The sequence below is a fragment of the Deinococcus sonorensis KR-87 genome, assembly GCF_040256395.1.
Taxonomy (GTDB): domain Bacteria; phylum Deinococcota; class Deinococci; order Deinococcales; family Deinococcaceae; genus Deinococcus; species Deinococcus sonorensis.
In genome coordinates, this window is sequence record NZ_CP158299.1 from 1,089,041 (window position 1) to 1,107,926 (window position 18,886).

The window sequence follows — 18,886 nt, forward strand, 5'->3', positions numbered from 1 at the left end:
ATATTCTCATGGAATGGCATCAAATTACTCATAACGCAGGCTTTCCACCGGATCGAGCCGGGCGGCGCGGGCCGCCGGGTAATACCCGAAGAAGATGCCCACCAGCGCGCTGAAGACGAAGGCGGCCAGCACCGGGGTCACGGTGAACACCGGCGTGATGTTGGCGAGGCGGCCCAGGAAGGCCAGCCCGAAGCCCAGCAGAATGCCCAGCACCCCGCCGCCCACCGACAGCACGAAGGCCTCCACCAGAAACTGCGTCAGGATGTCACCGGGCCGCGCGCCCAGCGCCTTGCGGACACCGATCTCGCGGGTGCGCTCGGTCACGCTAACCAACATGATGTTCATGATGCCGATGCCGCCCACCAGCAGGCTGATGCCGGCGATCGCGCCCACCAGCAGCGTGAGCGTGGTGGTGGTGGCGTTCAGGCTGGCCAGCGCGTCCGCCTGGTTCTGGATCGTGAAGTCGTAGCTGCTGGGGTCGGGGGTGTCGTGCAGGCGGGCCAGCAGGTCGGTCACGTCCTGCTGCAGCTGGGTCAGGCCCTGCTGGCTGGCCCCCTGGATGTAGATGTTGCCCACCGTGCGGCTGCCGCGCACCGCCGTGCCGCGCCCCAGCCGCTGCTGGTAGGTGCTGAGCGGCACGTACACCTGCGCGTTGGGGCTCTGGAACCCGGTGGCCCCCTTGTCCGGCATCACGCCCACCACGGTGAAGGTGGTGGTGTCGAGCCGGATCGGCTGGCCCAGCGCGCTCTGCGAGTCGCCGTACAGGTCCTGCGCCACCTGATACCCGATCACCGCCACCCGCTTGCGTCCGTCCACGTCCGCCTGGGTGAAGAACTCGCCCAGTTCGGGCGTAGCGTTGCGGACCGTCTCGTAGCTGGGCCAGGTGCCCTGCACCTGCGCCTGGGTGTTGGTGCTGCCGGCCTTGGCCTGCACGCCTCTCCCGTCGGTGGGGGCCAGCCCGGCAATCTCGCTGCCCAGCTGCGTCTGGATCGCCTGGGCGTCGGCCAGCGTGACGCTGCTGCTGGGCGCGCCGCGCACCAGCCCGCCGCCGGCACCGCCGAACCGCGCGCGCTGGCTGCTGACCGTCAGCAGGTTGGTGCCGAGGTTCTCCAGGTTGTCGGTGACGCCCTTGGTGCTGCCGGTGCCCAGCGCCGTCAGGGCGATCACGGCCGCCACCCCGATGATCACGCCCAGCGCCGTCAGGGCGCTGCGCAGCGGGTTCCCCAGAATGGCCCGCCACGCGATCTGCAGGATGCCGCCGAAGCCTAGACCGCCGCCCACGTGCCGCTCCCCGCCCTTCGCACGTCCTGGCCCTCGATCAGGCCGTCGCGCACCCGCACGATCCGCTGGGCGTGCTGCCCGATGTCCGGCTCGTGCGTCACGATCACGATGCTGCGGCCCTCGTCGTGCAGCTCATGGAAGAGGGCCATCACCTCCTCGCTGGTGCGGCTGTCGAGGTTGCCGGTCGGCTCGTCGGCCAGCAGCAGCTTCGGCTCGGCCGCCAGCGCCCGCGCCACGGCCACCCGCTGCTTCTGCCCGCCGCTGATCTGGCTGGGCAGGCTGTGCGCCTTGCTCTCGATGCCCACCCGCGACAGCAGATGCAGGGCGCGTTCGCGCCGCTCGCGGGCCGGCATGCCGGCGTAGGTGAGCGGCACCTCCACGTTCTCCAGCAGGCTCAGACGCGGCAGCAGATGAAACGCCTGGAACACGAAGCCGATGTCGGCGTTGCGGGCCTCGGCGCGTTCGTTCTCGTTGAGCAGCGTCACGTCGCGGCCCCCCAGCAGGTAGCGCCCGGCGGTGGGCCGGTCCAGCAGCCCGATGATCTGCATCAGGGTGGTCTTGCCGCTGCCTGAGGGGCCCATCAGCGCCACAAATTCGCCCTGCCGGATGCTCAGGCTGACGCCCTGCAGCGCCTGGAACTCGGTCTCGCCCATGCTGTAGGTGCGCCAGATGTCGTGCAGTTCCACCACCGCCTGCGGTTCCCCGGTCATCAGAAGCCTCCGGGGAAGCCGCCCGGCGCCCCGAACCCGCCCGGCGAGCGCTGGAAGCCGCCGCGCGTGCTGCCCCTGCCAGTGGTGCCGCTGCTGGAGGTGCTGCTGCCGGAGGTGCTGCGGGTGCTCTGCGGAAGCAGCACCGTCTCGCCCGGCTGCAGGCCGCCGGTCACCACCGTGCTGTTCCCGTCCGTCAGGCCCACCTGCACCCGGCGGCGCTCCGGGTCGCCCTGAAGCCGGCTGGCGGCCACCGTGCTGGTGGCGCTGCTGCTCTGCACCCCGCTGCCCGCGTCATCGCTGGCCTGCGGGTCCGGCGCCACCTTCACCACCTGCACGTAGTTGCGGGTCCGCACCGCCTCGATGGCCTTGGCCGGCACCACCATGCCGCTCTGCTCCCCGATCACGATCTCGGCCTCGGCGGTCATGCCCACCTTCAGCCGGCCGTCCGGGTTCGGCAGCTGCACCGTGACCGTGAAGATGCTGATGTTGTTGCTGACCGTGGCGGTGGGGGAGATCTTGGTGACGCGCCCCTCCACCGTCTGCCCACCCAGCGCGTCCAGCGTGGCGCGCGCCAGCTGTCCCACCTGCACCTGCGAGATCTCGGTCTCGTCCACCTGCACCGGCAGCAGCATTGTGCGGGTGCCCTGCACCGTCATCAGCTCGGCATTCTCGCTGACGTTGGCGCCGTTCACCACGTTCACGGCCGTCACCACCCCGCTGAGCGGCGAGGTCACACGCTGGCGCCCGGCGGTCTCACGCGCCTGCCGCAGCGTCTCCTGGGCCTGCTGCACCGCCAGCTGCTGATTTTTCAGATTGTCGGCGTCCGACTGGGTGCCGGCCTGCGCCTGCTGCTGCGCCGCCGTCAGGCTGGCCCGGGCGCTGGTGAGTTTGTTCTGCGCCGCCGTCACGGCCTGCTGCGCCGCCGCCAGATCGGTCTGGCTGACCGCGCCCACCGCGTACAGCTGCTGCTGGCCCTGCAGGGTGGTGCGGGCGCTGTCCAGGCTGGTCTGGGCGTCCTGGACCGCGAGCCGGGCGCTGGTCACGCTGCTGCTGCGGCTGGCCTGACTGGTGGCCTGCGAGCTGCGCTGCACCGCCAGCTGCGCCTGGGCGCGTTCCAGGTTCAGCTGCGCGTCGTTCACCGCGTTGCCGTAGTCGGTGTTGCGGATGGTACCGAGCAGCTGGCCCTGCTTCACCGTGTCGCCCACCTCCGGCAGCCCGGAGATGGTGCCGCTGTTCACGGCGGTCACGACGGTGCTGCTGCTGGCGGTCAGGGTGCCGGGGCCGGTCACCGAGACGGTCACGGTGCCCGGCTGGGCCACCGCCGTCTGCACGGTGGCGGCGGTGGTGCTGCCGGTCCGGCGGGCCAGCACAAACCACACCGCCCCGCCGATCAGCAGGGCCAGCACCAACAGCAGCCAGGGCCAGCGCCGCCTGCGGCGGGGCCGGGCCCTGGCGGCCCCCGGTGCCTGTGGTGGGGCAGGGGGGGCGGCGGTCATCTGCTGGCCGCCGGGGCCGTGCTGGCCACGAAGCCGGTGTTGTCCTCACCGCTGTTCACGCTGAGGGTCGCCAGCGCCTGCCACAGGCTCACCAGCGCCTGGGCGCGGGCGAAGTGGGCCTTCTGCAGCGCCAGCTGACTCTGCTGGTACTGCACCGCGCTGATGGTGCCGCTCTTCAGCCGCACCGCGTCCTGGCTGGTGCTGGCCTGGGCATTGGCCTCGGCCTGGATGGCGGTCTGCAGCCCCGCCTGGGCATTCTGGGCGCTGCGCAGGGCGGTGGCCAGGGTGGTCTGGATGTCCTTCTGGGTGCTGGACAGCTGCGACTGGGCGTTGGAGAGCCGGGTGCGGGCGTCGTTGAGCGTCACGCGCGCGGTGAACTCGTTGTCGGCCAGCTTGACGTTCAGGGCGGCCGTCTCCACCGCCTGCTGCGCGCTGAGCAGGGTGGGGTAGCCGCTGGCGAGCGCCGCGCCGCTCTTCACGGCGGGCGGGGTGGGCGGCACGGCCACCACGAAGCTGCCGGTCCTGCCGATGGCATTGGCCAGCTTGGTGGTGTTCACGCCCAGCGCCTTGCGGTCGTCGCTGAGCGTCTGCTGGCTGCTGGCCAGGGTGTTCTGGGCGGTCTTGACGTCCAGGGCGGTGCCGGCTCTGGTGCTGAGCTTCACCTGCGCCACCTGCAGCGCCTTCTGGTTCACCTGCACCTGCAGCGCGTCCACCTTCAGCTGCTCCTGGTTCTGGTACACGGTGGTGTAGGCGTTGATGGCGCTCTGCACCGCGACCAGGCGCGCCTGGGCCAGCTGGGCGCGGGCCAGCGCGTCGGCCTGCTGGGCCGAGAGCAGGTCGCCGGCCAGGCTGGACGGGTCCGCCTGCACAGCCTTGAGGGTGGCGGCGGCGCTGGTGACGCCCGCCTGGGCGTCGCGCACGGTGGACCCGACCGTCAGCGCCGACTGCACGGCGCTCTGGAGGGTCAGGTTCGGCGGGGTGGTGGTCTGGGCCAGGGCGGCACCCAGCAGCAGCGGGGCGAGCAGGACAAGTCGTTTCATGGGGGTCTCCGTGGCGGGTCGGGAAAGGGGGAGGGCCGGGTGCGGGCGCGTCACGGGCCGGTCAGCGCCGAGAGCTGGGCGGCGGCGGCCAGCGCCGTGAAGCGGGCCGCGATCAGGTCACGCTGCGCCTGCAGCTGGGCCAGCTGCGCCTGCTGCAGCTCGGTCTCGGTGCCGGTGCCGGCCTGCAGCCGCGCCTGGGCGGTGTTCAGCGCGGTGGTGGTCTGGGTCAGCGCGGCCTCACGGTCGCGGATGGCCTGCTGGGCGATCTGGGCGCTGCTGTAGGTGTCGCGCAGCGTCTGCTCGACCGTCTGCTGCTGCGCCAGCACGGCCGCCTGGGCGGACTGCACTGCCACCTGATCGCTGCGGATCTGGGCGTCGGCGCCCGGGTCCAGCACGTTGAAGCTGGCGTTCAGGCCCAGCGTGAACGACGCCGCGCTGCTGCCCGAGCCGGACGCGCCGCCCAGCAGCGGCTGGCTGTAACTCAGGCTGCCGACCCCGCTCTGCACGTTCAGGCTGGCCGTGAGTTTGCTGGCCGCGCCGTACCCGGCGGTGAGGGTGGCGGCGGGAATGGCCCGGTCGCGCTGCGCCTGGGCCAGGGTGCTCTGGGCCGCCTGCAAGGCCGCCTGGGCCGCCTGCAGGTCCGGGCTGAATGTCCGAGCGGCGGCCAGTGCCTGTTCCAGCGTTGGCAGGGCCGGGACGTCGCTGCCGGTCGCCTCGAAGGTGGCCCCGCTCAGGTCGCGGGCGGTCAGGTTGCCCAGGGCGCGCCGGGCCGAGTCCAGGTCCGCCTGCGCCTGCCGCTGGGTGGTCTGGGCGCTCAGCACGCTGGCCTGGGCGCCCTGCACCGTGGCAGCGGTGGCGTTGTTGAGCGCCTGCGCGGCCTGCTGCTGGGCCAGGGTGCGCTCGGCCAGCTGCAGGCTGCGGGTGGCGATCTCCAGGTTCTGCTGCGCGGCCACCCCTTTGGCGTAGGCCTGATACACGCTGACCCGCAGCCCCGCCACCCCCTGCGCGAAATTGGCGCGGGCGGTGGCGAGGCTACGGGTGGCCTGCTGCAGCCCCAGCGCCGCGTTGCTCCAGGGCAGCAGCGGCGCGCTCAGGGTGGCGGTGGCGCTCAGGGTGGTGGCGGAGGAGGCGCTGCCGTCCTGGGCGGTGGTGCCGGCCGAGCTGTAGCTGCCGTTGCCCGACACCCCGGCGGTCAGGCCCCCGGCGGCGCGGGCCGCGTCGTACTGCGCCTGGGCGCTGGCCAGCGCCAGCTGCACCCGCTGGTACGCCACCGAGCCGGGCAGCGCCGCCAGCGCCTGATCCAGGGTGATGGCCGCGCCGCTGACCGGCGCCGTGGGCGCCTGGGCCGCCGGCGGCGCGGCCGGCGCCGGCTCAGCTGACTGGGCCAGCGCGGTGGCCGGTGCCAGCAGCAGGGTCAGCAGAACCCGCCGGGCAGAACGGTGGAAGGAACGCGGTGGAGGTGGCTGCATAGCTGCATGCTGCGGGGCCTTGGCGAAGCGACTTCGCATGCTGTGTGAAGATTTATCGAAGATGGTTGCGAAGGGAGGCCGATGCCGTGTGAGACGCGGTGCAGGCCGCCAAGCCGGTTGCCCTGAGGGGCATGAACGCGCCTCTAATGCTGCCCTGGCCGCAGCGTTCATCTGCTTCAAACCTTCGAGGGGAGGGCCTAGCATGGCCCCATGAGTGCCCTGGTCCTGGTCGTGGAAGATGAGCCGCAGATTGCGGGTGTGCTGGAGGCCTACCTGAAGCAGGAGGGCCACCGTGTGGAGAAGGCGGCCGACGGCAAGTCGGCGCTGGCGCTGTACCGGGCGGCCCGTCCGGACCTGCTGTTGCTGGACCTGATGCTGCCCGGGCTGAGCGGCATGGACGTGCTGCGGGCGGTGCGGGCCGACGGCCAGACGCCGGTGATCCTGGTGACGGCCCGCGCCGAGGAGACCGATCAGGTGCTGGGCCTGGAGTTCGGGGCCGACGACTACGTGGTCAAGCCGTTCCGCCCGCGCGAGGTGATGGCGCGGGTCAAGGCGGTACTGCGCCGCAGTCAGGCGGGCAGCGAGACGCCGCAGGTGTACCGCATCGGGCCGCTGGAAATCGACACCGGCGCGGTGCTGGCCCGGCTGCATGGCGCGGCGCTCGCCCTGACCCCGGCCGAGTTCCGGCTGCTGGCGCACATGGCCAGCACGCCGGGCCGGGCGTTCACCCGCGCCGAGTTGCTCTCGGCAGCCCTGCCGGACAGCGACGCGCTGGAACGGGTGGTGGACGCGCACCTGGCGAGCGCCCGGCGCAAGCTGGAGGCGGCCGGGGGGGCCGGGCTGCTGCAGACGGTCCGGGGTGTCGGCTACCGGCTCAGTGAGGACTGAACGCGGATGGCGGCGGTGACGGACACGGTGCGGGGGGGCTGGCAGGCGCTGCGGCGGCGGATGCGCTCGCCGAGTCTGGCCGGCAGCCTGCTGGCGGTGATGCTGCTGGTGGTGGCCGTCACCGCCGGCAGCCTGCTGTTTTTCGCCAACCAGGTGGTGCAGCGGCAGGTGAACCAGCTCCCACCGGAAATCCGGGTGCAGTTCCGGCCGCCGGACGTGGACAGCAGCGGCATCAACCCGGCCTTCACGTCCCAGGACGGCGTGCTGACCGGAAACCTGACCGGCCCCGGCACGCTGACCGGCCGGCTGGTGGCCAGCGCGCAGCCGGACCTGCGGCCCATCGGCCCGCCGGCCCCGGTGCGGCGCTTCGTGCCGCGCCGCTACTTTGACCGCGCCCGCAACTTCCTGCACGACGTGGGCCAGAGCCTGCAGGGCGCGACCCTGGTGTCGGTGGCGGCCGGGCTGGTGCTGGCGCTGTTCCTGGCCCGGCGCATCGCCCGCCCGATCAGCGCGGTGTCGGAGGCGGCCGTCAAGGTGGCGGCCGGCGACCTGAGCACCCGCGCCCAGGTCTATCCCGGCGACCGCGAGGTGACCGAACTGGCCCAGAACTTCAACGCCATGGCCCGCAGCCTGGAGGTGCTGGAGCAGGAGCGGCGCAACTCGGTGGCGAGCATCGCCCACGAGCTGCGCACCCCGCTGACCGTGATGCAGGCGCGGCTGGACGCCATCGAGGACGGTATCTTCCCGCTGACGCTGGAGGAGGTGAGCCAGCTGTCCGCCCAGACGCAGCTGCTGACCCGGCTGGTGGCGGACCTGCGGACCGTCTCACTGGCCGAGGTGCGGCAGCTGGCGCTGCACAAGCGCGAACTGGAGCTGCTGTCGCTGGCCGAGTCGGTGGCGCGCGACCTGAAGGCCGCCAGCCTGCGCGGCCTGGACGTGCAGGTGAGCGGCGAGCCGGCCCGGCTGCTGGCCGACCCGGACCGCATCCGGCAGGTGCTGGTCAACCTGACCGAGAATGCCCTGAAGCACGCCCGCCAGCAGGTGTCGCTGAGCGTGCAGGCGGGGCCCCGGGCGCTGCTGGTGCATGTGGACGACGATGGCCCCGGCATCCCCGAGGACGAGCGCGAGAACGTGTTCGGCACCTTCACCCGGCTGGAGACCTCGCGCTCCCGTGACACCGGCGGCACCGGCCTGGGCCTCTCGGTGGTGCGGGCGCTGACGCAGGCGCACGGCGGCACGGTGCAGCTGTCCGGTTCGCCACTGGGCGGCACCCGCGCCACCGTGACGCTGCCGCTGGTCCCCGCGTGACGCTGCTGAACCTGTGCCCTGGCCTGCTTCGGCTCCGGACCGCGCCCGTATAGTGGGGTGGTGACGTTTGATCCGGCCAACCCGCTGATCGTGCAGGCGGACCGCTCGGTGTTCCTGGAAGCGTACAGCCCGCGCGCCGAGGCCGCCCGCGCCGATCTGGCGCCTTTCGCGGAACTGGTCAGCAGCCCGGAGCACCTGCACACCTACCGCATCACGCCGCTGTCGCTGTGGAATGCGGCGTCGGCCGGCATGAGCGCCGGGCAGATGGTGGACGCGCTCTCGCGGCACGCCAAGTTCCCGGTGCCCCAGAACGTCGAGACCGACATCCGCGAGCTGGTGGGGCGCTGGGGCCGGCTGCGGCTGGAACCGGTGGATGGCGGGCTGTTGCTGGTGGCCGGGCCGGAGGACGCCGCGCTGCTCACCGAACTGGGCCGCAACCGGGCGGTGGGCCCGCTGCTGGGTGACCGGATGGGTGAGGCGGTCTGGGCGGTGCCGCTGGCGCACCGGGGCGTCATCAAGACGGCGCTGCTGGACGCCGGCTGGCCGCTGGACGACCGGGCCGGCTACGCCGACGGGCTGGACTATCCCTTCACGCTGGCCCCGGACCTGCAGGTGCGCGACTACCAGCAGCAGGCCGCCGAGGCCTTCTACCGGGGCGGCAGCGTGGAGGGCGGCAGCGGCGTGGTGGTGCTGGCGCCCGGCAGCGGCAAGACGGTGGTGGGCATGGTGGCGATGACGCTGGTGGGCCAGCGCACGCTGGTGCTCACCACCAACCGCACCAGCGTGGCGCAGTGGCACCGGGAACTGCTGGCCCGCACCTCCCTCACGCCGGACGAGGTGTCGGAGTACCAGAAGGGCCGCCCGTTCACCCCGGTCACGCTGTGCACCTACCAGATGCTGACGCACCGCCGCCGGGGCAGCGACCCGGACAGCCCCGACGCCTACCCGCACATGGACCTGATCGGGGCGGCCGAGTGGGGGCTGATCATCTACGACGAGGTGCACCTGCTGCCGGCCCCGGTGTTCCGGCTGACCGCCGAGGTGCAGGCCCGCCGCCGCCTGGGCCTCACCGCCACCCTGGTGCGCGAGGACGGCCGCGAGGGTGACGTGTTCGCGCTGATCGGGCCGAAGCGCTACGACCGGCCCTGGAAGACGCTGGAGCAGGACGGCTACATCGCCCCGGCCGAGTGCGTGGAGGTGCGCCTGCCGCTGCCCGCCGACGAGCGGGTCAGCTACGCCGCCGCCCCGGACCGCGAGAAACACCGCATCGCCGCCGAGAACCCGGCCAAGCGCCCGCTGGTGCGCCGGCTGCTGGAGCAGCATCCCGGGGCGCCGGCCCTGGTGATCGGGCAGTATCTGGACCAGCTGGAACTCATCGCTGCCGATCTGGAGGCGCCGCTCATCACCGGCAAGACGCCCCAGGCCGAGCGGGAGCGGCTGTTCCAGGCGTTCCGAGAGGGGCGGCTGTCCACCATCGTGATTAGCAAGGTGGGCAACTTTGCCCTGGACCTGCCGGACGCCGAGCTGCTGATTCAGGTGTCGGGCGCCTTCGGGTCGCGGCAGGAGGAGGCGCAGCGGCTGGGGCGGCTGCTGCGGCCCAAGCAGGACGGCCGGGGTGCCACCTTCTACACGGTGGTGAGCCGCGAGACCAGCGAGGAGGACCACGCCCACCACCGCCAGCTGTTCCTGGCCGAGCAGGGCTACGCCTACCGCATCCTGGACGCGGCAGAGCTGCAGCCGGGCCGGGTGCAGGCGTGACCCAGAAGCGGCGCGGAAGGGGGCCGAAAGTGGAGCCGGCGGGCGCGGACGGGGTGGCGCAGCTAACGGCCCACCGTCCGCTGACGCTGCTGGAGGTGCAGGAGAAGAGCGACCTGGACGCCCTGATGGCCAGCCCGAAGCTGTCGGTGCACATCCTGGCGCGGCTGGACGACCACTTCGCGCTGGTGCAGCCGGACGCGCAGGAGCGGCTGCTCACGGCGCTGCGCAAGGCCGGCCATACCCCACGCGTGTCGGAGGGCACGTGAGCCAGCCGGCCGGGCCCGGCCTGCGGCTCGACGACCTGCTGGAACGCATGGCCGCGCCGCAGCTGATCCGCATTGCCGGACGGTACGCGCCGGGGCGCGAGGCGCGGGCCATGCAGCGGGCGCGCACGGTCATCAGCGAGGCGCTCGACGACCCGCAGGCGCTGCGGGCGCTGGTGGACGACCTGACCCCGCTGGAACGCTACGCGTTGGGGGAGGTGCGGCGTGGCGGGGGCCGGATCAACGGCTGGCAGCTGCTGGCCGGCGCCCGGGCACGTGGCCTGAGTGTCAGCCGGCCGGTACGGGTGGAACTGTACCGCCATTACCCCCCGGCCCGCTTCGACGGCGCGGAAGTGATCTGGACGCTGCTGGCCGACGGGCTGCTGCTGCCCACCAGCCTGCCCAATCCGTTCATGGAGAGTTACGGCGCCGGCCTGGACGTGGGCAGCCCGGACCTGAGCGCCGACGACCGCCTGCTGGCCGCCCTGCCCGAGACGCCGCCGCTGCCGGTGCGGCTGGGGTTCCCGCCGGCCGCCGCCCCGCCCGGCAGCGACCCGCAGCTGGCGCAGCTGCACCTGCTGGAGGTGCTGCGCGGGGTGCAGGCGGCCGGGGGGCTGCCGTACACCCGCCAGGGCGAGTACAACCGCAGCGCGCTGAAGCGGCTGGCCCGCACGGTGCCGGCGGTGCCGGAGCTGGAGCTGTGGCTGGAGGTGGCGGTGCGCTGCGGCGTGCTGGTGGCGAGCGAGAGCGGGGTGCAGCCGGCCCCGGACGCCCTGTCCGGCCGGGTGTTCCGCCAGGACGCGGCGGCGCTGCTGCGCAAGCTGGCCCGGCTGTATCCGGCGCTGACCGCCCCGCTGGACGAGGCCGGGTACGCGCTGGCCCACCTGTCGGGGCTGCGCTCGGCGCTGATGGCCGTGCTGACCGCACTGCCGGGCCCCACCACCCTGAGCGCGCTGGCGATGGCGCTCGAAACGGTGACGCCGCCGGTGCTGCGCGCGCCGTCGTGGAAGGGCAAGGCCGACGCCTGGCACGGCTGGCTGCGCCACGCCCTGAGCGGCCCGCTGCACACGCTGGGGCTGGTGGCGCTGGGGAGCGGCGAGGCCACCGATCTGGTGGTGGCGGCTGCACCCGCGCTGAGCGGGGCAGACGCGGCGGTCCTGCCGGGCCCCGCCTGGATCGTGCAGCCGAACTTCGAGCTGCTGGTGTATCCGGCCCAGCTGAACGGAGAACGGCTGCGGCTGCTCTCGGCGGCGCAGGCGTTGCGCTTCGACCGGCACTCGGCCAGCTACCGGCTCACCCGCGAGAGCGTATACGCCGCGCTGGAGGCGGGCCTGACGCTGGAAACACTGCTGGAGGGCCTGAGCCGCGCCTCAGCCACCGCGCTGCCGGCCGGGGTCCGCAGCACGCTGGAAGGCTGGGCGGCCCGCCGGGAGCGGATGGTGCTGCACACCGGCGTCACGCTGCTGGAGTTCCCCGACACGGCCGAGCGCGACGCGTACCGGGAGCGGCGCGGGGGCACGGCCATCGGAGCGGCGCTGCTGCTACCGCCCAGCCCGGTCACACCCGCCGGCGCGGCCGTGGTGCGCTATGACCGGCCGCCGGCCCGCAGCCTGCAGGTGCTGCCGGACGGTCGCCTGCAGCGGCGCGGCGAGCTGGACTTTCTGGCCCGCCGCTGGCTCGCCGCGCTGGCCGAGCGCGACGGCGACACCTACACCCTGCGGCCCGCCGCGCCGGGACAGCTGCCCGGCGCGGTGGTGCGCGAGCTGGAGGCGAGGGTGGAGGGGGAACTGCCGGCGGTGCTGCGGCTGCAGCTGGGAGTGTGGTCCGGGGTGCAGCCGCCTCCGGTGCTGGCCAGCGCCACGCTGCTGCAGCACCCGCAAGCGGCCGAGCTGGCGCAGTATCCGCAGCTGGCCGACCATCTGGTGGGGCCGCTGGGGCCGGGGCTGCTGCTGGTGCAGGCGGGGCAGGAGGAGGCGCTGCGGGCGGCGCTCGCGCAGCTGGGCCTGGGTCCGGCCGCCACCCTGAGCGCCACCCCGGCGGCCAGCGGAGGCGCCGCCGACTACGAGTTCCCGGACGACACCCGCCAGAAGCGCGCCCTGATCGAGCGGGCCATTGAGCTGGGCAGCAACCTGCAGCTGATGTACCAGACCGAGACCTACCACGGCTGGTACGGCGAGAGCCGCCCCGGGCGTACCCGGCAGGAGCTGGTGCGTCCGCTGCAGGTGGTGCGCGAGGGGAGCACGCCCTACCTGCTGGCCCGCCGGCTGCCGGACGGCGAGGACGAGCGCATCCGCATCGGGTACGTGCTGGGGCTCGCGCTGCGCTAGCGGCTGGCCGGGCCGCCCCGGGCGCTCAATACCCGACGTCACCAGCTCCAGATCGCCGTCCTTGTCCACATCGGTGCCGATGGCCGCATGCTCGGTGATCAGGGCGCGGGCCGGCACCTCCAGCAGGGCGCTCACGCGCGTTTCCAGCTGCTGGATGCTCAGCTGGCCCAGCAGCAGCCGCAGCAGCACCCCGTAGCCGATCAGCGAGGCCAGCTTCAGCGGCTGCTTGCGGGTCGCTAGCACCTCGCGCAGGCGCGGCAGCACGCGTGAGATCAGCCGGGCGTCCAGCAGGAACAGGTTGCCGCCGGTGAAGGTGCCGTCCTGCAGCCGGGCGTAGGTGCGCTTCACGCCCGGATACGCCGCCTCGCACACCTCGCGCCGCACGATCGGGTACACCAGTCCCGCGTCGGGGGCGCTGTCCAGCACGTCCTGCACCATCTGCGCGGTGATGAGCGGAATGTCGGCCGTCACCACCAGCATGTGCGGGGTGCCGCTGTGCTCGGCCAATGCGCGGGCGCCGCCCTCCAGGTTGGCCAGCAGCGAGCCGTGGTCGGTGAGCCGCAGGTCCACCCCTGCGTCCTGGCCGTCCGGCACCGGCCCGACGTAGGCCACCTGCGCCACCCGGCCGCTGTCACGCAGCGCCTGCAGCACGTAGCCGGCCATCGGGCGGCCCTCCAGCTGAATCTGCGGCTTGACCTTGACCCCGTGCGCCGCCGCGAAGGGATCGCCCGGGTCACCACCGCCCAGCACCAGTGCATTCCACGTTTCAGCAGGAGCCATACGCCGCCCAGCGTAGCACCGGGGCCCGGCCGGGCCGCACCCTATAGTGACCAGCATGACTTCCGTGACCTCTGTGCTTCCCTTCGGCGCCTCCGGGCGGCCCCGCGTGCTGGTCGCCAACGACGACGGCATCTTCTCTCCCGGCATCAAGGCGCTGGCGCTGGCCGTCTCGGCCTTCGCCGACGTGCGGGTGGTGGCCCCGGACGTGGAACAGTCGGCGGTGGGCCACGGCATCACCATCCGCCGGCCGCTGCGCTTCCGCCACACCGCCTCGGCGGGCTTCGGTGAGGTGCCCGCCTACCGGGTGGACGGCACCCCCGCCGACTGCGTGGTGCTGGGCGTGCACCTGCTGGGCCAGCCGGACCTGGTGATCAGCGGCATCAACCTGGGCCCCAACATGGGTCACGACCTGACGCACTCCGGCACGGTGGCGGCGGCCATCGAGGGGCTGGCCTTCGGGCTGCCGAGCATCGCCTTCAGTCAGGTGAGCAGCGCGTCGGGCGAGTACAGCTTTGACGCCGGCGCGCGCTACGCGGCCGACCTGGTGCGGCAGGTGCTGGAAACGGGCCTGCCGCCGCGCACGCTGCTGAACGTCAACTTCCCGGCCGGCGACCTGAAGGGCGCGCGGGCCACGCGCCTCTCGGACCACCGCTACGAGGACAGCCTGGTAGAGCGCCAGGACCCGGAAGGCCGCGACTACTACTGGGTGGCCGGCACCATCCGCGCCGACGAGGTGGGCGACGACACCGACTACGGCGCCGTGATGAACGGCTACGCCAGCGTCACCCCGATCCGGCTGGACCTGACCGCCCGCGACCTGCTGGAGACGCTGGGCGGCCAGCTGCCACAGGTGGAGGCGGCCGTTACGCGCCCCTGAGGGCGGCGTCCAGCACCTTCCTCAGGTCGCGGCCCACCAGCTGCTGGTCCTCGCGCAGCTTCAGGATGCAGCCGAGCGTGTCCTGCACCGTGGCGGCGTCCAGCTCGCCCCGGTGCAGCGTGACGAGCGCCTCGGCCCAGTCGAGCGTCTCGGCCACGCCCGGCGGCTTGCTGAGCGGCAGGCCGCGCAGGTACGCCACCGCCCCGGTCAGCTGCCGGGCCAGCCGGGCGTCCAGGTCCGGCAGCCGGGCGCGCACGATCTCCAGCTCCTGTTCGGGGGAGGGGTAGTCCACCCACAGGTACAGGCAGCGGCGGCGCAGCGCGTCGCTCAGTTCGCGGGCGCGGTTGCTGGTCAGGATCACGTGCGGGCGCGTCACGGCGCTGAAGGTGCCGAGTTCCGGAATGCTGATCTGCCACTCGGAGAGCAGCTCCAGCAGAAAGGCCTCGAAGGCCTCGTCGGCACGGTCCACCTCGTCAATCAGCAGCACCGGGGCCACCGGCTGCGAGATGGCCTCCAGCAGCGGGCGGCGCAGCAGAAAGTCCGGGCCGTACAGGTCCTGCTCGCTGGGCGCCGTGCCCTGCTGTTCCCACAGCCGCAGCCGCAGCAGCTGACGCGGATAGTTCCACTCGTAGAGCGCGGTGCTGGCGTCCAGGCCCTCGTAGCACTGCAGCCGGATCAGCCGGGTGTCCAGCGAGCGGGCCAGCGTCTTGGCCGCCTCGGTCTTGCCGACCCCGGCCGGGCCTTCCAGCAGCAGCGGACGGCCTAGCCGGGTCACCAGCGTCAGGGCCGTGGCCAGGGGGGCAGACGCGACATAGCCGTGCTCGCGCAGTGCCCCGTGCAGTTCGGGGAGCGTCATGATGGCGGCAGCATAGCGTTTCTCATGTGGTGAGCGGTGTGCGCGACATTTCCTCAAACCTGTGCGTGATACCGTCCGGGCAACATGGCAGACCATACCCAGGCCCGTACGCTCGCAGAGCTCCTCGCCCTTCCCGACTACGTGGGCCGCGCCCCCTTCGACGGCAAAAGCCGCCGGGTGCAGGACGAGGTCCGCGCCAACCTGACCCGCAAGCTGCGCAGCGGGGAACCGCTGTTCCCCGGCGTGGTCGGCTACGACGACACGGTGGTGCCGCAGCTGATCAACGCGCTGCTGGCCCGCCAGAACTTCATCCTGCTGGGCCTGCGCGGTCAGGCCAAGAGCCGCATCCTGCGCGCCATCACCGACCTGCTCGACGAGCACGTCCCGGCCATCGAGGGCAGCGAGATCAACGACGACCCGCTCAACCCGATCGGGGCGGAGGGCCGGGCCATGCTGGAGACGCACGGCCTGGAGCTCCCGATCCGCTGGATTCCGCGCAGCGAGCGCTACGTGGAGAAGCTGGCCACCCCCGACGTGACGGTGGCCGACCTGATCGGCGACGTGGACCCGATCAAGGCCGCCCGCCTCGGCACCGCGCTGGGTGACGTGCGCAGCATGCACTTCGGGCTGCTGCCGCGCGCCAACCGCGGCGTGTTCGCCGTGAACGAGCTGGCCGATTTGAGCCCCAAGGTGCAGGTGGCGCTGTTCAACATCCTTCAGGAAGGCGACGTGCAGATCAAGGGCTACCCGATCCGGCTGGAGCTGGACGTGATGCTGGTGTTCAGCGCCAACCCCGAGGACTACACCGCGCGCGGCAAGATCGTGACGCCGCTCAAGGACCGCATCGGCTCGGAGATCCGCACCCACTACCCCACCAGCGTGGAGCTGGGCATGGACATCACCCGCCAGGAGGCGTACCAGACCGAGAACGTCACGGTGCCGCCCTTCATCGCCGAGCTGATCGAGGAGATCGCCTTCCAGGCGCGCGAGGACGGCCGGGTGGACAAGCTCAGCGGGGTGTCGCAGCGCCTCCCGATCTCACTCATGGAGGTGAGCGGCGCCAACGCCGAGGCCCGCGCCCTGCGCGAGGGCCAGGACACGGCGGTGGTGCGCGTCAGCGACGTGTACGCGGGCCTGCCGGCCATCACCGGCAAGCTGGAGCTGGAGTACGAGGGCGAGCTGAAGGGCGCCGACACGGTGGCCCGTGAGGTGATCCGCAAGGCCGCCGGACAGGTGTACGCCCGACGCTACGGCAGCCTGGACACCCGCAACCTGGAGAAGTGGTTCGAGGAAGGCCACGTGTTCCGGCTGCCGCAGGTGGGCGCGGCCAAGGCGGCGCTGCAGAGCACCCGCGAGGTGCCGGGCCTGTTCGAACTGGCCGGTGAGGTGGCGGCCAGCAGCGACGACGCCGTGCGGGTGAGTGCCGCCGAGTTCATCCTGGAGGGCCTGTACGGCCGCAAGAAGCTCAGCCGCGCCGAGGAGACCTACGCCGCCCCCGAGCAGGAGACGGCCGGCGCCCGCCGTGGTGGCCGCTGGAACTGAGCTGAAGGCAGCACAGGAGCGCGGACCTGGGGATGTTCTCCGGGTCCGCGCTCCTGTTGTCGCCCCACGCGCTCCTTACCATGCTCCGGGCCGCTTCCCCTACACTGGCGCTGATGCGTCTGCGCCCGCCCACCTGGAAGCTGCCCTGGAAGGTGCCGAACCTGCGCGGCCTGCCCTGGCAGCAGCTGCCGCTGACCCTGATGCTCGCCAGCGCCCTGGCCGCGCTCGGCAGCGTCCAGATGACCTTCCTGATCGGCAACAGTCTGTACCGCCACTACGCCTGGCAGGCCGAGACGCGCACGGTGCAGCGCGAGGTGGCGCAGCTGCGGCAGGACCTGCGGGTGCTGCAGGACACCCGCGCCCACGGCAGCGACCCGGACTACCTGTCCGCGATGGCCCGCTGCCTGGGCTTCGTGGGCACCGGCGAGACGGTGGTGGTGGCCCAGGGCGCCACCGACGGCCCCGGCGGCAACTGCGACCCGGTGCGGCTGCCGTGAGCGCCCCGCGCTGAGCTACAGCTGGGCGGCCGCTTCCAGCTCGGCGTACCGGCCGCCCCGGTCGCGCAGCAGGTTCGGCGCGCCTTCCTCCACCACGTGGCCATCCTCCAGCACCACCACCCGGTCGGCGGTGCGGGCCAGCGACAGCCGGTGCGTCACGATCAGGGCAGTGCGGCCGCGCATCAGGCGTTCCAGCGCCTCCACGATGCTCGCCTCCGACTCGGCGTCCACGGCGCTGGTCGGCTCGTCCAGCAGCAGCACGGCCGGGCGGGCCAGCAGCACCCGCGCGATGGCGAGGCGCTGACGCTGTCCGCCCGACAGCCGCACGCCGCGCTCGCCCACCATCGTCTGCAGACCCTGCGGCAGCGCCTGCACAAAGTCCCAGGCGCTGGCGATCCGCAGCGCGTCCTCCACCTCCTGGGGGGTGGCGTCCGGGCGGGCGTAGCGCACGTTCTCCAGCACCGTGTCGTGAAACAGGAAGGTGTCCTGCTGCATCAGGGCGGCGCTGCGCCGCAGCGAGGCGAGCGTCAGCGCCCCCACGTCCTGCCCGTCCAGCAGCACCCGGCCCTGCTGCGGGTCATGGGTGCGGGTCAGCAGCGAGATCAGGGTGCTCTTGCCTGCCCCGGAGCGGCCCAGCAGCGCCACCCGCTCGCCGGGCCGCACGTGCAGGTTCAGGTCGCGCAGCACCGGCTGTGAGGGGTCGTAGCCGAACGTGACGTGTTCGAACTGCACCTCGCCCCGGGCCGGCTGCGCCAGCGCGTGGGCGTCGGGGCGCTGCTGAATCTGCCGGGGCGCGTCCAGCACCTCGAAGATGCGCCGGCCACTCGCCTCGGCCCGCTGCAGCAGGTCATTGATGTTCACCAGATCGTCAATGGGACCGTAGAAGTAGCGCCCGTAGCCGCGGTAGGCCAGCAGGCCCCCCAGCGTGAACTGCCCGCGCGCGATCAGCAGCACCCCGCCGCCCAGCATCAGGATGTTGCCGAAGTTCGAGACGAAGCGCACCACCGGAAAGGCGCGGTTGCGGATCATCACGGCCCGCACGCCCTCCTGGTACAGCTGCTGCCCAATGTCGGCCACCCGGGCGGCCTCTGCGTTTTCCCGCGCGAAGCCCTGCACCACCCGGATGCCGGCCAGCCGGTCGGTGATCAGGGCCGACAGGTCGCCCAGCCGGTTGCGGGCCGCGCGGTAGGCCGGGCGCACCGTGCGGTTGTAGCGGCGGAGCATCAGGGCCACGATCAGCATCGGGATCGTGACCACCACGCCCAGCAGCGGTTGCAGCGCAATGAAGATGGCAATCACGCCCACCACCCGCAGCAGGTTGCCCAGCACCGCGTCGGTGCCGCGCAGCAGCACGTCCTGAATGCCGTCCACGTCGGCCGTCACGCGCGAGAGCAGGTCGCCGGTGCGCTGCGCCTCGAAGTACGCCGCCGACTGCCCGGACAGCGTGTCGTAGAGCCGCAGCCGCAGGTCCAGGGTGAGCTGCTGCCCGGCCCGCTCCAGCAGCACCCCGCGCCACGCCGAGAGCAGCTGCTGCACCGCGAACACCAGCACCAGCAGCGCCAGCTGCCAGCCGATGTAGGTCCAGTCGCGGTGCATCAGGCCCACGTCCACCACCCGGCCCCACACCAGCGGCGGGTAGAGCTCGGCGGCCACGCTACCGATCAGGAACAGCAGGCCCAGCGCGACGGTGCGGCGGTAGGGCGTCAGCAGGCCGTACAGGCGGCGGGTGACGGACGGACCAGCGGGTGCAGGCATGCTGGGTGGAGGCTAGCGCCTGCAGACCTGTATAAGTAG

At 72.6% G+C, this 18,886-nt stretch carries 15 protein-coding genes and 1 pseudogene; 8 read left to right on the top strand and 8 right to left on the bottom strand.

What is annotated here, in order from left to right; all coding sequences use genetic code 11:
- Positions 1 to 24: 24 nt before the first annotated feature.
- From ABOD76_RS10670 to ABOD76_RS10690, 5 genes are read right to left on the bottom strand one after another with little or no spacing between them, the layout of a single operon-like run.
- Positions 25 to 1,281, bottom strand: coding sequence for an ABC transporter permease (locus ABOD76_RS10670; RefSeq protein WP_350244816.1), 1,257 nt, complete (start codon positions 1,279 to 1,281; stop codon positions 25 to 27).
- The gene (locus ABOD76_RS10675; RefSeq protein WP_350244817.1) at positions 1,266 to 1,991 is read right to left on the bottom strand and encodes an ABC transporter ATP-binding protein; all 726 of its coding nucleotides are present in this window, start codon (positions 1,989 to 1,991) and stop codon (positions 1,266 to 1,268) included. Before ABOD76_RS10675 ends, ABOD76_RS10670 begins: the two co-directional genes overlap by 16 nt.
- Positions 1,991 to 3,487, bottom strand: coding sequence for an efflux RND transporter periplasmic adaptor subunit (locus ABOD76_RS10680; protein WP_350244818.1), 1,497 nt, complete (start codon positions 3,485 to 3,487; stop codon positions 1,991 to 1,993). The genes ABOD76_RS10675 and ABOD76_RS10680 overlap by 1 nt, the downstream gene beginning before the upstream one ends.
- Positions 3,484 to 4,527, bottom strand: coding sequence for a TolC family protein (locus ABOD76_RS10685; protein WP_350244819.1), 1,044 nt, complete (start codon positions 4,525 to 4,527; stop codon positions 3,484 to 3,486). Before ABOD76_RS10685 ends, ABOD76_RS10680 begins: the two co-directional genes overlap by 4 nt.
- A 50-nt stretch (positions 4,528 to 4,577) precedes the next feature.
- The gene (locus ABOD76_RS10690; RefSeq protein WP_350244820.1) at positions 4,578 to 5,996 is read right to left on the bottom strand and encodes a TolC family protein; all 1,419 of its coding nucleotides are present in this window, start codon (positions 5,994 to 5,996) and stop codon (positions 4,578 to 4,580) included.
- 210 nt (positions 5,997 to 6,206) lie between these two features.
- On the opposite strand from ABOD76_RS10690, the gene ABOD76_RS10695 reads away from it, so the two are divergent.
- From ABOD76_RS10695 to ABOD76_RS10715, 5 genes are read left to right on the top strand one after another with little or no spacing between them, the layout of a single operon-like run.
- Positions 6,207 to 6,884: a response regulator transcription factor gene (locus ABOD76_RS10695; RefSeq protein WP_350244821.1), complete on the top strand. Its 678-nt coding sequence runs from the start codon at positions 6,207 to 6,209 to the stop codon at positions 6,882 to 6,884.
- A 6-nt stretch (positions 6,885 to 6,890) separates the two neighbouring features.
- Positions 6,891 to 8,192, top strand: coding sequence for an ATP-binding protein (locus ABOD76_RS10700; RefSeq protein WP_350244822.1), 1,302 nt, complete (start codon positions 6,891 to 6,893; stop codon positions 8,190 to 8,192).
- A 60-nt stretch (positions 8,193 to 8,252) separates the two neighbouring features.
- Positions 8,253 to 9,950 (top strand): DNA repair helicase XPB, encoded by a 1,698-nt coding sequence (locus ABOD76_RS10705; protein WP_350244823.1) that lies wholly within the window; start codon positions 8,253 to 8,255, stop codon positions 9,948 to 9,950.
- Positions 9,947 to 10,216 (top strand): hypothetical protein, encoded by a 270-nt coding sequence (locus tag ABOD76_RS10710; RefSeq protein WP_350244824.1) that lies wholly within the window; start codon positions 9,947 to 9,949, stop codon positions 10,214 to 10,216. The genes ABOD76_RS10705 and ABOD76_RS10710 overlap by 4 nt, the downstream gene beginning before the upstream one ends.
- Positions 10,213 to 12,540, top strand: coding sequence for a helicase-associated domain-containing protein (locus tag ABOD76_RS10715; protein ID WP_350244825.1), 2,328 nt, complete (start codon positions 10,213 to 10,215; stop codon positions 12,538 to 12,540). The genes ABOD76_RS10710 and ABOD76_RS10715 overlap by 4 nt, the downstream gene beginning before the upstream one ends.
- A 423-nt stretch (positions 12,541 to 12,963) precedes the next feature.
- On the opposite strand, the pseudogene ABOD76_RS10720 reads toward ABOD76_RS10715, so the two are convergent.
- Positions 12,964 to 13,467: pseudogene (locus ABOD76_RS10720) on the bottom strand (NTP transferase domain-containing protein); the annotation flags it as partial.
- Here ABOD76_RS10720 and surE point away from each other — a divergent pair.
- Entirely contained in the window at positions 13,376 to 14,197 is an 822-nt protein-coding gene (gene surE, locus ABOD76_RS10725; RefSeq protein ID WP_350244826.1) for a 5'/3'-nucleotidase SurE, read from the top strand. The pseudogene ABOD76_RS10720 and the gene surE sit on opposite strands and share 92 nt — an antisense overlap.
- Here surE and ABOD76_RS10730 read toward each other — a convergent pair.
- A complete protein-coding gene (locus ABOD76_RS10730; RefSeq protein ID WP_350244827.1) occupies positions 14,184 to 15,053 on the bottom strand; it encodes an AAA family ATPase in 870 nt (289 codons plus the stop codon). The genes surE and ABOD76_RS10730 overlap by 14 nt on opposite strands.
- A gap of 84 nt (positions 15,054 to 15,137) precedes the next feature.
- On the opposite strand from ABOD76_RS10730, the gene ABOD76_RS10735 reads away from it, so the two are divergent.
- A complete protein-coding gene (locus tag ABOD76_RS10735) occupies positions 15,138 to 16,595 on the top strand; it encodes a sigma 54-interacting transcriptional regulator (RefSeq protein ID WP_350244828.1) in 1,458 nt (485 codons plus the stop codon).
- 113 nt (positions 16,596 to 16,708) lie between these two features.
- Positions 16,709 to 17,092 (top strand): septum formation initiator family protein, encoded by a 384-nt coding sequence (locus tag ABOD76_RS10740; RefSeq protein WP_350244829.1) that lies wholly within the window; start codon positions 16,709 to 16,711, stop codon positions 17,090 to 17,092.
- Positions 17,093 to 17,107: 15 nt separating this feature from the next.
- Here the strand turns inward: ABOD76_RS10740 and ABOD76_RS10745 are convergent, their stop codons facing one another.
- On the bottom strand, positions 17,108 to 18,847 hold the full coding sequence (locus tag ABOD76_RS10745; protein ID WP_350244830.1) for an ABC transporter ATP-binding protein: 1,740 nt from the start codon (positions 18,845 to 18,847) through the stop codon (positions 17,108 to 17,110).
- Positions 18,848 to 18,886: the final 39 nt, after the last annotated feature.

Excerpts from the sequence above, each read along its gene's own strand:
- ABOD76_RS10675 (WP_350244817.1), bottom strand. The coding sequence starts at position 1,991 with ATGACCGGGGAACCGCAGGCGGTGGTGGAACTGCACGACATCTGGCGC.
- ABOD76_RS10680 (WP_350244818.1), bottom strand. The coding sequence starts at position 3,487 with ATGACCGCCGCCCCCCCTGCCCCACCACAGGCACCGGGGGCCGCCAGG.
- ABOD76_RS10685 (WP_350244819.1), bottom strand. The coding sequence starts at position 4,527 with ATGAAACGACTTGTCCTGCTCGCCCCGCTGCTGCTGGGTGCCGCCCTG.
- ABOD76_RS10690 (WP_350244820.1), bottom strand. The coding sequence starts at position 5,996 with ATGCAGCCACCTCCACCGCGTTCCTTCCACCGTTCTGCCCGGCGGGTT.
- ABOD76_RS10695 (WP_350244821.1), top strand. The coding sequence starts at position 6,207 with ATGAGTGCCCTGGTCCTGGTCGTGGAAGATGAGCCGCAGATTGCGGGT.
- ABOD76_RS10700 (WP_350244822.1), top strand. The coding sequence starts at position 6,891 with ATGGCGGCGGTGACGGACACGGTGCGGGGGGGCTGGCAGGCGCTGCGG.
- surE (WP_350244826.1), top strand. The coding sequence starts at position 13,376 with ATGACTTCCGTGACCTCTGTGCTTCCCTTCGGCGCCTCCGGGCGGCCC.
- ABOD76_RS10730 (WP_350244827.1), bottom strand. The coding sequence starts at position 15,053 with ATGACGCTCCCCGAACTGCACGGGGCACTGCGCGAGCACGGCTATGTC.
- ABOD76_RS10735 (WP_350244828.1), top strand. The coding sequence starts at position 15,138 with ATGGCAGACCATACCCAGGCCCGTACGCTCGCAGAGCTCCTCGCCCTT.
- ABOD76_RS10740 (WP_350244829.1), top strand. The coding sequence starts at position 16,709 with ATGCGTCTGCGCCCGCCCACCTGGAAGCTGCCCTGGAAGGTGCCGAAC.
- ABOD76_RS10745 (WP_350244830.1), bottom strand. The coding sequence starts at position 18,847 with ATGCCTGCACCCGCTGGTCCGTCCGTCACCCGCCGCCTGTACGGCCTG.